Below are 13,996 nucleotides of genomic sequence, written 5' to 3'. Positions count from 1 at the left end.
TCTTTTATAAAAAATAACTGCAAAATATTAGTGTTCAGAGTATAATTATAAATAACTGGATTTTACGATTAAGTTTAGGAAGAAATAAAAAAATAAATAGGTGATATATATGCTGCGTTCGATCTCGCATAATCCAATTTTATCGCATATACCGCCTGCTACTCAAATGCCGAAAGAAGCAAATGTCAGGACAGGACTTGTATTTTCGGATAATTTGCATGCAGATCCGAAAAAAGATAAATTGCTAGAACAAATGGAAGCATTTGTCGATAACATTGGAGAAATTAAAGAGAAAATTGAAATGGAATTAACGCTTGATAATGTAATGGAATACAAAAATACAGTAAAGTCATTTTTGAATTTTTACGTAGATAATGTATTGCAATATAAAGATGTCATGTCGCGCCATCCACGTTATGGCTATTCACAGAAAATGACGATTGTGAAACAGGCGGAAATGGGATTAAATGAGTTAGAAGATGTTATGAATTTAATTAATACGAAAACGGGACATTTAGAAATGTTAAATCAGATTGGAGAAATCCACGGTTTAATTGTAAATTTAGTCTTGTAAAAGGGAAGGAAACGATATGTACATACAATTATATGAAAAGCTCGTTATTATTCAAAAAGCATATAAAAACATTCAAACGCTTGGAGAACAAATATATGAGAATTTGAAACATAAAAATGTAAATGCAGTTCAAAAATTGCAAGTAGAGCAATTGCAGTACATAGATGGTTTAAAAGGATTATCAATCTCGTTTGAAGAAATGGTTATTCAGTTTTGTAAAGAAAAGGGAATTGAACCGTTTCGCGTAAGTGCATTATTTTCGCATTTTTCTAACGAAGAAATTGAAAAAATGGAAGAATTACAAAAAAGTGTAGCTGAATTAGAAGAGAATGTAAAAATGATTCTTTTGAAAAATCAATATTACTTAAACGTACTATTAAAAACTACAGAAAGTATTGTGGATTCCGTTTCTGAATATAATTTAGAACGAAACAATAATTCACAAATCTTTATGAACGAACTATTGTAAAGGGGAAGTGAAAGATTATGAGATTATCTGATTATAATACGCCGCTATCGGGTTTGTTAGCGGCACAAATGGGATTACAAACGACGAAACAAAATTTATCTAACATTCATACGCCTGGTTATGTGCGTCAAGCAGTGAATCTCGGTTCTGCTGGAGCAAGTAATGGTCATACGCCGGAACAGAGAATTGGTTATGGTGTACAAACGTTAGGTGTTGATCGTATTACAGATGAAGTGAAGACAAAACAGTTTAACGATCAAATGTCACAGTTCTCTTACTATGCATATATGAATTCTACTTTGTCACGAGTAGAGTCTATGGTAGGAACGACGGGTAAAAACTCATTATCTAGTTTAATAGACGGATTCTTTAACGCTTTTCGTGAAGTGGCAAAAAATCCAGAGCAATCGAACTATTACGACACATTAATTGCTGAAACTGGGAAGTTTACGAACCAAGTCAATCGACTTGCTAAACAGTTTGAAGAAATAGAAATGCAAACAACAGCAGATATAGAAGCTCACGTTGATGAATTTAATAGGCTTGCTGGTAGTCTAGCAGAAGCGAACAAGAAAATCGGACAAGCTGGCACACAAGTACCGAATCAACTATTAGATGAACGTGATCGTATTATGACAGAGATGGCTAAGTATGCAGACATAGAAGTATCATATGAATCTACTAATCCTAATATTGCAAGTGTTAGAATGAATGGCATTTTAGCAGTAAATGGACAAGATACATATCCACTTCAATTGCAGAAGGATAAGGAGCCTATGTTGGTACAAATATACGGAACCGATATTCCATTAAATGGTGGGGCAATTCAATCAGCAATTGATACGAAAGCAAAGATTACTAGTTATAAAGATAATCTAAATGAATTTGTAAATTCATTAAAAAAACAAGTAAATACAGTTATGAAAAAAGATTTCTTTGTTGGAGAAGGTGCGAAAAAAATTGAAATAAACCCTGATTTTACAAAAGATATTTCGAAAATGAAAATTTCAGCTGAAACTGCAAACAGACTTGCAGGTATTACTGAGGGAGATTTTAAACCTGGACTTACATATAAAAAAGCTTTAGATCAACTTTTAGTAGGCGTAGCGTCTGATAAAAGTTCAGTAAATGCTTACCAAAGTATACATAAGGATTTATTAGAAGGAATTCAGCAAGAAAAAATGAGCATCGAAGGCGTGAATATGGAAGAGGAAATGGTAAATTTAATGGCTTTCCAAAAATATTTCGTAGCGAACTCTAAAGCTATTACTACGATGAATGAAGTGTTTGATAGTCTATTTTCGATTATTAGATAATGAGGTATAAAAACGAAGGCCTTTTCTCTTATGATTGAAGAGAGAGCTAGCAGAGTGAAGAAGCGGTCAGTGCCTAACAGTGAACCTATCGGTGTGAGACCAGAGCTATGGGGCGGTTGCCGGATAAGTTAGAAGAGGGAGCAGCCATGAATCGCGAATGAATCGTCTATTGCATAACGATGAATGAGTGATAAAGCGAAGATCTTTTCTTTTATGTTTAAAGAGAGAGCAAGCGAAGTGAAGAAGCGGTCAGTGTCTAACAGTGGACCTATCAGTGTGAGATCAGAGCTATGGAGCGGTAGAGGGATAGGGGAGAACCGGAAATAATTGTGGTTTCTTCGTCAAATTAATTTGAAATAGATAAAGGAGGATATAGAAATGAGAGTATCTACATTTCAAAATGCAAACTGGGCAAAGAATCAGTTAATGGATTTGAATGTGCAACAACAATACCACCGAAATCAAGTAACTTCAGGGAAGAAAAACCTTCTTATGAGTGAAGATCCACTTGCGGCAAGTAAATCATTTGCGATTCAACATTCATTGGCGAATATTGAACAAATGCAAAAGGATTTAGCGGATTCTAGAAATGTGCTAAGTCAGACAGAAAATACATTGCAAGGTATTGTGAAATCTTTAACGAGAGTGGATCAATTAACGATACAAGCATTAAATGGGACGAATAGTGAAAAAGAGTTAAAATCTATTGGAACAGAAATTGATCAAATCTTAGAACATGTCGTCTATCTAGCAAATACGAAGGAACAAGGGCGCTATCTTTTTGGTGGTGATAGCGTTGATAAGCTGCCATTTACAAAAGATGGAACATATCAAGGTGGAAATGAAGATGTAATGTGGAAGTTGAATGATGGCTACGAAATTAAAGCCTTTCGTAAAGGTGATGATTTATTAACACCTGTAATTCAAACGCTAGTAAAGATGAAAGATGCTTTGCAAAGTGGTGATCAAAAAGCATTACAACCATTTTTAGAAGAAAATAAGAAAAATTTAGATGGTGTCATTAACCGTACGACAGAAGTTGGCTCAACTATGAACACTGTAGACACATTTAAGACGATTTTAAGTGAGCAAAATCTAGCGCTTCAAGAAAATCGTAAAGAAATTGAAGATGTTGATTTAGCGGCAGCAATTTCAGAGTTAGCATACATAAACGCAACATATGAAGCGACGCTTAAAGCGGTTAGCACGATGAGCAAAACGAGTATTTTAGACTATATGTAGAGAAGGAGTGGATTTTTATGGGAACAACAGTATCTAATATTGGCGGTAGACAACAAATTTGGAATCTTGGTAATAATATAATTGATACTTCTAATCTAGTAAACTTAGAACTACAAGCTTTAGAAATGAAAAAAACACCGTATAATAATCAAAAGCAAACATTAAGTAATGAGCGAAATATTTATGCTAGCATGAAGAAGGAATTTAGTAGCTTTGTGCAAGTTTTTAAAGATATGTATGCTTTTAAAGGGAATGAAAAGAAAACAGCTTTATCAAAAGAAGGATTTGTTACTGTGCAAGCAGATGCATCAGCAATTGCTGGAACATACAATATTACAGTTGAAAAAGTTGCAGAACGCCATCAAATTACAACAAGACCAGTAGACATATCTGATCCTGATAACCCGAAAAATAAAATAGACTTAGATGCAAAAATTGAAAAGGATGTTACTTTTGAAATTAATGGTAAAGAAGTTGGAGTATCTAAGGATATGACTTATAAAGATTTAGTAAATAGAATCAATAATGGGAATTATGGAGTGTCCGTATATTCGTTAGGTGGACAATTATTCTTTACATCTACTACAGCGGGAGAGAAGGGAACAATAAATTTAGTAGATGGTAAAGAAGGTTTTTTAGAAGAAATAGGTTTAGTACAATCATCTGTTGGTGCAAGTGGTGAAAAAGTATTTGTGGCTGCGCATGAAGTGACAGCTGCTACAAATGCAAAATATACAATAAATGGAATTGAAGAAATTAGTACATCTAACAAAATTGAAACAATTCCGGGTTTAACAATTAATTTAGAGAAGGAAACAACAAATCCTATTAAGATTACGATTGAAGATTCTAACATCAAGGATTCTATTGAGCTAATCAAAAAAATGAAAGATGAATATAATAAGGCGGTATCCACTTTAGATTTGTTTGCAGGGAAAAATGGGGTAATGCAGGGAAGTAATGTTGCATTTTCCATTGGCAATACAATGTCTAGTCTATTTAAACACTCACAAGAAAATAACTTTTTATTTTCTTATGGTATTCAAGTTGATAAGACTGGGAATATGACATTAGACGAAGAAAAATTAAAGACAGCTTTTAAAGAAAATCCTGAGGCTGCAAAGCAATTTTTCTTTGGATTTAATGGCTTAGGGCATGATATGGAAAAGAAATTAGATGGGATATTTGGTGATGAAGGAGTTATAGGAAAACGTACTAAAAGTATTGAGGCACAAGTAAAAGAGCTAGATAAAAAAATTGTAGCTATTGATGAAATGAATAAACAGAAACAAGAAGCAATAATTGATAAATATTCAAAGTTAGAGCAGCAACTATCAATGTTAGATCAGCAATTAAAAACAATTAAAGCAATGACAAAACAAAAAAGTGATGATTAATGAAAGGTAAGGAAGTGATTGTATGCAAGCATGGCAACGTTATATGCAAAATGATATTATGACGAGTAATCCAATTAAAAATACAATTTTTATTTATGAAAGATGCATTGTAGAGTTTCGTAATTTAGAAGAACTGTTACATGCTTTTAAACTACAAGAAGGGGATGCGCTTCTTGAAAAGTTAGAACGTATTTTTGAAGAATTGAAGCTTCAATTAAATCCTGAAATTACGAAGGATTTATATGATAGTTTATATGGCTTATATGATTGGATTAGTATTCAAATTCAAACAATGAAAGTAACGCGTGAAGCAAAAGACATTGATGAGATTGTGAAAGTGTTACAAGATTTAATAGACGGTTACCGCGGAGCACTTGAAAATGAACAATGATATTTATCGGACGTTTGTCGGCTGTTTTAATGAAATCGGTGAATTGCAAGTGTCAGATGAAGAGTTTGCTGAGAAGAGTGAAATGTTAAATCGCTGGATGATGACATTGGATGAGGAAACGCGTGCGCAAGTTGCAGCAGAAGTAAGTCCATTCATTATTAAGGCGGCACAGCATATTCGGGATAAGCAAAAGATTTTGGAAGAAATGATTATGACAAATGATGGACGCATGAAAGCTAATTCATTTTACGGTAAATTTTAGTGCTAGAGTTTAGAAACGGATTCCCCTTTTAAGAGGGGATCCATTCCTTTATTTAAATAAAGATTTCCGCTGATTGAGGTTTCATTTTATGACTGTAATGAAAAAAGTAGTAATCTAAATAATGTGAAAATGAACTTTAGTTTGTAAATCATAGATTGAAATGTTTCATAGATTATTGCGTGTATACAGTTTTTTTGTATTCTTTTTTATATTTTTGTATTTTTCTAAAGACAACAATGGAAAAATGGAATAAAATATGTAAGGGTACATGATTGTTAATATTTTAATAAACGCATATAAGAAAATAAATAATGAAGTGAAACTTCCATCAGTGGATCATTAAGTTAAAAAAGAAAGGGTGTGGAATATGCCAGATTTAGTGAGTGATGTAGGCCATTATATGAATTATTTAGTGACGAAACGAAATACTGTTTCTAGTAATATTGCAAATGCGAATACACCCGGCTATAAAGCACAAGATGTAACATTTGCTGAGCAAATGAATAAAAGTAGTGCATTATATAAGAACAATGCTGCAGACTTAAAGAGTAATCCAGATTTATATCAAACGAATGAAATGCACTTACCGACAGTAAATACGAAAAATACATATGCAAAGATTCAAACAAAATCAATGCAAACGAATAAAGATGGAAATAGTGTGGATGTAACGACAGAAATGCTAGATTTAATGAAAGCAAATCAGTTATATGGTATTTCAATTAACGCGATTAATACACAATATGCAATTAATCAAGCGGCACGCGGACGTTAAAAGTAGAAGGAGAGACAACGATGTTTCAGGCAATTAATGCAAGTGGCTCAGGACTAACGACAGCGAGAAAGTGGATGGAAGTTACTTCAAATAATATTGTAAATGCAAATACAACGGCGGCTCCGGGGGCAGATTTATATGAGCGTCGTAGTGTAGTGCTAGAATCAAACAATAGTTTTGCAAATATGTTAGATGGGTCTCCTACTAATGGAGTAAAAATAAAAAGTATTGAAGCAGATAAAACTGAAAACTTAGTGTATGACCCAACACATCCACATGCAAATGAAGAAGGATATGTGCGTTATCCAAATATTGATGTGACTGCTGAAATGACGAATGTAATGGTTGCCCAAAAAATGTATGAAGCAAATACAAGTGTATTAAATGCGAATAAAAAAATGCTTGATAAAGATTTAGAAATTGGCCGAGGATAAGGGGGAATATAGTAATATGAAAATCCAACCAATGTTAAATACGCAACCATTTGGTGTGGTTCAGCAAATTGGTGCACCAAAAACTTCTCAAACATCAGTAGTTGAGGGGAAAAAGTTTATCGATTTATTGGAAGATATGAATCAAACGCAAAACAATGCGCAAACAGCAGTATATGATTTACTAACTAAAGGGGTAGGAGAAACGCATGACGTTTTAATTCAGCAGAAGAAGGCTGAGTCTCAAATGAAGACGGCTGCTCTCGTACGTGATAATCTTATTGAAAATTATAAGTCACTAATTAATATGCAAATTTAGGAAAGTGGACGGGTGTGTTTAAATGGAAAAGATGAAAAATGTTATCCAATCGTTAAAAACGTGGCATAAGTTAGTAATCGGTGCTGCGCTTTTAGCGATTGTAACAGGAGCACTTTTATACTTCACCTTGCCAGATAAATATGTTGTTGTATATCAAAATTTAAATGATGCAGATAAGCAAGAGATTACAGCAGAATTATCAAAGTTAGGTGTCGATTATCAGTTAGCGGCCGATGGATCGATTCGTGTGCAAAAAAATGATGCTCCATGGGTGCGAAAAGAAATGAATGGGATGGGCTTACCGTTTAATTCTAAAAGCGGTGAGGAAATTTTATTAGAAAGCTCGCTCGGTTCAAGTGAGCAAGATAAAAAAATGAAGCAAATTGTCGGTACGAAAAAGCAATTGGAGCAAGATATTGTAAGAAACTTTGCGACAGTTGAAACGGCGAATGTTCAAATTACATTACCTGAAAAAGAGACAATTTTTGATGAAGAAAAAGCAAAAGGAACAGCTGCGATTACTGTTGGGGTAAAACGTGGACAATTATTAACTGCTGATCAAGTTGCGGGTATACAGCAAATGATTAGTGCAGCAGTTCCTGGGGTGAAAGCAGAAGAAGTAAGTGTGATTGATAGTAAAAAAGGTGTCATCTCAAAAGGGGCAGATGAAGCGCATTCTACTAGTTCCTCTTCTTATGAAAAAGAAGTAGAGATGCAGCATCAAATTGAAGGTAAATTAAAGCAAGATATTGATGCAACGTTAATGACGATGTTTAAACCGAATGAATATAAAGTGAATACGAAAGTATCTGTAAACTATGATGAAGTTACACGTCAGTCAGAAAAGTATGGTGATAAAGGTGTACTTCGTAGTAAACAAGAGCAAGAAGAAAGCTCTACTGCACAAGAAGGTGCAGAGACGAAGCAAGGTGCTGGTATTACAGCGAACGGCGAAGTACCAAACTATGGTACGAACAATAATCAAAATGGTAAAATCGTCTACGATAATAAAAATGGTAACAAAATTGAAAACTATGAAATAGATAAAACAGTTGAAACAATTAAGAAACACCCAGAATTAACGAAAACAAATGTTGTAGTATGGGTAGACAACGATACGTTAGTAAAACGAAAAATAGATATGACTACTTTCAAAGAAGCAATCGGCACAGCTGCTGGGCTTCAAGCTGATCCGAATGGAAACTTTACAAACGGTCAAGTTAACGTTGTAACTGTTCAGTTTGATCAGCCGAAAGAAGAGAAGAAGAAAGAAACAGAAGAAAGCGGTATAAACTGGTGGTTATTCGGTGGAATCCCAGCTGGTTTATTAGCGATTGGTGGTCTAGTATGGTTCTTCTTAGCAAGACGTAAGAGAAAGAAAGAAGAAGAGGAATATGAAGAATACTTAGCAGAAGAGGAAATTGCTGCAAGTAATGAAAGTATTATGGAAATTCCTGAAGAGAAAATAGTACCAGAGCCAAAACCAGAACCAGAAGAACCGAAAGAACCGACGTTAGATGAACAAGTGCAGGATGCTACGAAAGAACATGTAGAAGGAACTGCAAAAGTAATTAAAAAATGGTTAAATGGACAGTAAGGGAGGAACAACGATGTTAGATGAAATCTCCTCCAAAGAAAAAGCTGCTATCCTTATTCGTACATTAGAAGAAGGGGTGGCAGCAAAAGTCATTGAATATATGACGGCTGAGGAAAAAGAAGTATTACTTCGTGAAATCGCGAAGTTTCGTGTATATAAACCGGAAACGTTAGAAAATGTACTAGGGGAGTTCTTGTATGAATTAAATGTAAAAGAATTAAACCTAGTGACTCCAGATAAAGAATATATTCGTCGCATATTTAAAAATATGCCAGAAGACGAACTAGAAAAATTATTAGAAGATCTTTGGTATAACAAAGATAATCCGTTTGAATTCTTAAATTCACTTACAGATTTAGAACCACTTCTTACTGTACTTAATGATGAATCGCCACAAACGATTGCGATTATCGCTTCTTATATTAAACCGCAGCTTGCTTCTCAATTAATTGAGAGATTACCAGATCATAAGCGAGTAGAAACGGTAATGGGGATTGCGAAGCTAGAGCAAGTTGATGGTGAATTAATAAATCAAATTGGGGATTTATTAAAATCAAAATTAAATAATATGGCATTTAATGCAATTAATAAAACAGATGGCTTGAAAACAATAGTAAACATTTTAAATAACGTTTCACGAGGTGTTGAAAAAACAGTCTTTCAAAAGCTGGATGAAATGGATTATGAGTTATCTGAGAAAATTAAAGAAAACATGTTTGTATTTGAAGACTTACTCGGACTTGAAGATCTCGCACTTCGTCGTGTATTAGAGGAAATTACAGATAATGGTGTTATTGCGAAAGCACTTAAAATTGCAAAAGAAGAAATTAAAGAGAAATTATTTACATGTATGTCTTCAAACCGTAAAGAGATGATTCTAGAAGAATTAGATGGCTTAGGACCGCTTAAGATGACGGATGCTGAGAAAGCGCAGCAAACGATTACAGGCACAGTGAAAAAGCTAGAGAAGGAAGGAAGAATTATCGTTCAAAGAGGTGAAGATGATGTCCTTATTTAAAAACAGAATTCCGAAGAATTCTGTTTCTTTTTCTGAAGAAACGTATGAATTACAATTTCCAAAACCGATACCAGTTCACGTAGAAGAAGAAATACAAGTAGATCATGAAGAACTTCTTGCGCAGCAACAATCGTTACATACTGAACTGAATCAACTAAGGCAAGAGCAGCAAATATTAGAACGAGAGCGTCAGCAGTTATTACATGATCAAGAACAATTTCAAATGCATGTTCAGCAGCAGATGAAAGAGATAGAATCCGCACGTATACAGTTTCAAAAGGAACAACAAGAAACAGCGTACCAATGGACAGAATTATTATGGGATCAATCTTTTCAACTAGCAGAAAAAATTGTGAATCAAGCAGTAGATTCGCGTTTACTTGATGTGTTACCAATTTTAACTGGCATCGTTCAAACGTTGCCGACTTCGTTTGAAAAACTAGTTATTACCGTACATCCAGAAACATTTGAACGTATTCAAGAAGAGAAGGAAAATTCGAAAGAATATTGGTTACTACAATTAGTAGAATGGAAATACGATTTCTCCTTACAGTTCGGTGAATTTGTTCTAGAAGAAGAGAAAGAGTTCTTTGAATTTAAATTTGCACCTATATTTGCGAAACTTCGCCAGAAATGGGAAGAAGAGAAGTTATTTGAGGAGCAAAATGTATGAATCGACTATTAATGAATGAAAACCAAAAATGGAATACGTTTATTGAAACACCGTTTTATACGAAAGTCGGTAAAGTTCATAGTGTACAAGAACAGTTTTTCGTAGCGAAAGGGCCAAAGGCGAAAATTGGAGATGTTTGTTTCGTTGGAGAACATAATGTTTTATGTGAAGTGATTGCGATTGAAAAAGAGAACAACATGTTACTCCCGTTTGAACAGACAGAAAAAGTATGTTACGGAGATTCCGTTACACTAATTGCAGAAGATGTTGTTATACCTCGTGGCAATCATTTACTCGGAAAAGTGTTAAGTGCAAACGGTGAAGTACTAAATGAGGATGCAGACAATATTCCACTACAAAAAATAAAACTAGATGCCCCGCCTATTCATGCGTTTGAACGTGAAGAGATTACTGATGTATTTGAAACAGGAATTAAATCCATTGATTCCATGCTAACAATTGGTATCGGTCAAAAGATTGGTATTTTCGCTGGGTCAGGTGTAGGTAAATCTACTTTACTTGGCATGATTGCTAAAAATGCAAAAGCGGATATAAATGTTATTAGTTTAGTAGGAGAACGTGGCCGGGAAGTAAAAGATTTTATTCGAAAAGAATTAGGCGAGGAAGGTATGAGGAAAAGCGTCGTTGTCGTAGCGACGTCAGATGAAAGTCACCTTATGCAGCTTCGTGCAGCGAAGCTTGCAACATCTATTGCTGAATACTTCCGAGACCAAGGCAATAACGTATTACTTATGATGGACTCTGTCACACGTTTTGCTGACGCGCGTAGAAGTGTTGATATTGCCGTTAAAGAGTTGCCGATCGGTGGTAAAACACTCTTAATGGAAAGTTATATGAAGAAGTTATTAGAGCGCTCTGGGAAAACACAAAAGGGATCCATAACAGGTATTTATACCGTACTCGTTGATGGGGACGATTTAAACGGACCTGTACCAGATTTAGCACGTGGTATTTTAGATGGACATATTGTATTAAAGCGTGAACTTGCAACGCTCAGTCATTACCCTGCTATTTCAGTGCTAGATTCAGTAAGTAGGATTATGGAAGAAATCGTGTCGCCAAATCACTGGCAACTTGCAAATGAAATGAGAAAAATCTTATCTATTTATAAAGAAAATGAATTGTATTTTAAATTAGGAACGATTCAAGAAAATGCAGAAAATGCTTATATTTTTGAATGTAAAAACAAAGTAGAAGGTATAAATACGTTTTTAAAACAAGGTCGATCTGATAGTTTCCAATTTGATGATATTGTTGAAGCGATGCACCATATCGTATAAGACCTCTGCCCAAGAGGTCTTATTTTTTTGTTTTTTAATATTTCACAGATTTTTTTGGAAAAAAACTATATAATAGAAAAAGAGAGCGTTATAATAGGAAGGGGCTATAAAAACAGGTGGATAAGCAGCAGTACGACACGATAAAGTTGCAAATAAATCAAGAAAAAGAACAGATTTTGAAAGAAGTGTATGAATTAACAGCTGAAAAAAGAAAAATAGAACAAAAAAAAGAATATGATTTATATGTAGTAAAATCGCGTAGTAAAGTCGTACAAACTGGGCAACGTATAATGGCTGGTATGCTTTCCTCACATACGTTTTCACCTGAAAGAATAGAAGAATGGAATCGGAAAATTAAAAAAACGGAAGATTTTATTCAAAAAAATGAAAGCCTTTTAGAACAAGTAAAAGAAAAAGAACGTGTCATTGATGAGATGTATCAAGAAAATTGTAAAAAGCTTGCAAAAGTACGAGAAAAGCAGGAAGAAAAAATGCTTCTTGATTTGAAAATGTGTATGAATGGATGAGGTGAATATAGTGATACAGTCTGTATTACCGGTGCAACAAAGTTTACCTCCGCAAAAAGAAAAAGGGCTAGAAGTACAATCAAAAAGTGAAGATTCTTCATTCGATCGTACGATGAGAATGGAAAATAAAAAGCAGCCGAAAACGGAGAAAATGAAACAAGAAGAAGCACCAAAAGAAGAAAAAAAAGAATATATTCTTTCTAAACAATCAGTAACGAAAGAAGAGCCAATTGTAAAGAAAGAAGAAAAAAAAGAAACAGAACAGTTGTTATTAGCTGTATCTGAGCAAATGGTTGCAATTGAGCAATTACGTGTGCAGCCAGAATTGTTATATCAATACATACAAAAAATACAAGAGCTGTATAAAGAATATGGAAATATAAAACTTAACGAATTGCCCGCAGCAGAATTACAACAATTACAAGAGCTTCTTTCCAATATGAATATCAAAAATGCTATATGTTTAGAAGATACAATGCAAACGGTATTAGATAAATTGACGATGCCGGAGCAAACGATGCAAGTATTGAAAGTGGTAGAAACAGAAACTTGTAATATTGCAAAGAAACAAGAAGAGTCCAAAGAATTAGATGGAGATCTTCCGAAAGCTGAGAGCGATGATGTAAAGATAGAGTTGCCGGAAGGTGATGTGTTAAATGATTCGAGTTCAACGGGTGCGGAGTTACTAAATAAAGCAACGGGTACCGATCAAATAGGAAAATCAAATAGTGGCGCTGAGAAGGTTACGTTACCTGACTTAGGAAAGAAAATGGAAGCGCAAGTAGAAGCGTTACAAAAATTTGTAGTGAGACAAGAGCGTGTTTTATTTCAGTTAAATCCAGAGAAACTCGGTACATTAACAGTGTTTATGAAAAAACATGGAGATCAAATTGATGTTCACGTAGAAATGGAAAAACATGATGCAAAAAAACGTGTTGAAATCATTTTTGATGAATTGAGATTGAAGTTAAAAGAAAAAGAAATCAATATTCAAATTAGCTATTCAGATAAAGATGAAAATCGAAAAGAACAGCGAGAACAAGAGCAAAGACAAAAACAGAAATTAGCAAGTACGAAACATGAGAAACAAGAATCAAAAGAATTTGCGGGATTATTGGAGGAATAAAGTGTGCCAACAGTTGGATTAAATACAACGAGTACAAATCATATTCCGTTACAAGCAGGAGCACAAACAAAAAACGCATCTGTTACTGGTGCACAGTCGACAGCTCAACAAGCAAACGGAGTATCAGCAAATACTCAAAAAACACCCGGTATTATGGATAAAGATGATTTCCTGAAACTTTTCTTAGCAAGCTTTCAACATCAAGATCCGTTTAATGCGATGGATATGAACCAAATGATGAACCAAACAGCACAGCTATCGCTTATGGAGCAAGTACAGAATATGACAAAAGCAGTAGATAAACTGCAATCAACGATGTATTCGACAGCTCTTGATGGAGGGATGAAGTTTTTAGGAAAGTACGTTAGAGGTGTAAGTAATAATGGAAAGCAAGTGACTGGTCAAGTAGAAACAGTTCGACTTGCGGAAAATAACGATGTGCAACTTATTGTTGATAATCAAGTTGTCTCACTTCGTTTCATAGAAAGGGTTTCTGATAAACCGATAACAGAAACTAATCCGGAAGATGAGAAGAAAGATGATATAGAAAAAAATGAAGAGGTTAAGCCAGATTAATA

Annotated in this window: 17 protein-coding genes; all 17 read left to right on the top strand. The window is 34.4% G+C overall.

All coding sequences use genetic code 11. The features are described 5' to 3' along the window. Positions 1-109 precede the first annotated feature (109 nt). The 17 genes from QCI47_RS19645 (at position 110) to QCI47_RS19565 (ending at position 13,994) form a co-directional block, all read left to right on the top strand. Entirely contained in the window at positions 110-574 is a 465-nt protein-coding gene (locus QCI47_RS19645; RefSeq protein ID WP_098358336.1) for a YaaR family protein, read from the top strand. Between the two features lie 16 nt (positions 575-590). Then, positions 591-1,043 carry a hypothetical protein gene (locus tag QCI47_RS19640; RefSeq protein WP_309422619.1) on the top strand — a complete coding sequence of 151 codons (453 nt, stop codon included), beginning with the start codon at positions 591-593 and terminating at the stop codon, positions 1,041-1,043. A 17-nt stretch (positions 1,044-1,060) separates the two neighbouring features. After that, complete coding sequence (gene flgK / locus QCI47_RS19635) at positions 1,061-2,359, top strand: flagellar hook-associated protein FlgK (RefSeq protein ID WP_353811926.1); 1,299 nt, start codon at positions 1,061-1,063, stop codon at positions 2,357-2,359. 378 nt (positions 2,360-2,737) lie between these two features. Then, a complete protein-coding gene (locus QCI47_RS19630; RefSeq protein WP_061131077.1) occupies positions 2,738-3,601 on the top strand; it encodes a flagellar hook-associated protein 3 in 864 nt (287 codons plus the stop codon). Positions 3,602-3,618: 17 nt separating this feature from the next. After that, complete coding sequence (locus QCI47_RS19625; protein ID WP_309422623.1) at positions 3,619-4,998, top strand: flagellar hook-associated protein 2; 1,380 nt, start codon at positions 3,619-3,621, stop codon at positions 4,996-4,998. Between the two features lie 22 nt (positions 4,999-5,020). Continuing rightward, complete coding sequence (locus QCI47_RS19620) at positions 5,021-5,389, top strand: flagellar export chaperone FliS (protein ID WP_061131079.1); 369 nt, start codon at positions 5,021-5,023, stop codon at positions 5,387-5,389. Beyond that, a complete protein-coding gene (locus QCI47_RS19615) occupies positions 5,379-5,651 on the top strand; it encodes a hypothetical protein (RefSeq protein WP_001058076.1) in 273 nt (90 codons plus the stop codon). Before QCI47_RS19620 ends, QCI47_RS19615 begins: the two co-directional genes overlap by 11 nt. Before the next feature lie 367 nt (positions 5,652-6,018). Next, on the top strand, positions 6,019-6,426 hold the full coding sequence (flgB, locus tag QCI47_RS19610; protein WP_001113099.1) for a flagellar basal body rod protein FlgB: 408 nt from the start codon (positions 6,019-6,021) through the stop codon (positions 6,424-6,426). A 20-nt stretch (positions 6,427-6,446) separates the two neighbouring features. Further along, the gene (flgC, locus tag QCI47_RS19605; protein WP_000484673.1) at positions 6,447-6,860 is read left to right on the top strand and encodes a flagellar basal body rod protein FlgC; all 414 of its coding nucleotides are present in this window, start codon (positions 6,447-6,449) and stop codon (positions 6,858-6,860) included. A 16-nt stretch (positions 6,861-6,876) separates the two neighbouring features. After that, on the top strand, positions 6,877-7,176 hold the full coding sequence (gene fliE / locus QCI47_RS19600) for a flagellar hook-basal body complex protein FliE (RefSeq protein WP_000701688.1): 300 nt from the start codon (positions 6,877-6,879) through the stop codon (positions 7,174-7,176). A gap of 22 nt (positions 7,177-7,198) precedes the next feature. Beyond that, positions 7,199-8,773 (top strand): flagellar M-ring protein FliF C-terminal domain-containing protein, encoded by a 1,575-nt coding sequence (locus QCI47_RS19595; RefSeq protein WP_061131081.1) that lies wholly within the window; start codon positions 7,199-7,201, stop codon positions 8,771-8,773. A gap of 13 nt (positions 8,774-8,786) precedes the next feature. After that, positions 8,787-9,791: a flagellar motor switch protein FliG gene (locus tag QCI47_RS19590; protein ID WP_000883361.1), complete on the top strand. Its 1,005-nt coding sequence runs from the start codon at positions 8,787-8,789 to the stop codon at positions 9,789-9,791. Then, positions 9,778-10,464 (top strand): FliH/SctL family protein, encoded by a 687-nt coding sequence (locus tag QCI47_RS19585; protein ID WP_000051710.1) that lies wholly within the window; start codon positions 9,778-9,780, stop codon positions 10,462-10,464. Before QCI47_RS19590 ends, QCI47_RS19585 begins: the two co-directional genes overlap by 14 nt. After that, positions 10,461-11,765 (top strand): flagellar protein export ATPase FliI, encoded by a 1,305-nt coding sequence (gene fliI / locus QCI47_RS19580; RefSeq protein ID WP_001080944.1) that lies wholly within the window; start codon positions 10,461-10,463, stop codon positions 11,763-11,765. The genes QCI47_RS19585 and fliI overlap by 4 nt, the downstream gene beginning before the upstream one ends. 116 nt (positions 11,766-11,881) lie before the next feature. Continuing rightward, on the top strand, positions 11,882-12,292 hold the full coding sequence (locus QCI47_RS19575; protein ID WP_000360873.1) for a hypothetical protein: 411 nt from the start codon (positions 11,882-11,884) through the stop codon (positions 12,290-12,292). Positions 12,293-12,302: 10 nt separating this feature from the next. Beyond that, positions 12,303-13,418, top strand: a complete 1,116-nt coding sequence (locus QCI47_RS19570) for a flagellar hook-length control protein FliK (protein ID WP_001989754.1) — start codon at positions 12,303-12,305, stop codon at positions 13,416-13,418. Positions 13,419-13,421: 3 nt separating this feature from the next. Continuing rightward, on the top strand, positions 13,422-13,994 hold the full coding sequence (locus QCI47_RS19565) for a flagellar hook assembly protein FlgD (RefSeq protein ID WP_001143478.1): 573 nt from the start codon (positions 13,422-13,424) through the stop codon (positions 13,992-13,994). Positions 13,995-13,996: the final 2 nt, after the last annotated feature.

Source organism: Bacillus cereus group sp. RP29, assembly GCF_040459765.1.
Lineage (GTDB): Bacteria > Bacillota > Bacilli > Bacillales > Bacillaceae_G > Bacillus_A > Bacillus_A paranthracis.
The sequence above is the reverse complement of the archived record's forward strand: the minus strand, read 5'-3'. Positions and strand labels throughout refer to the sequence as shown.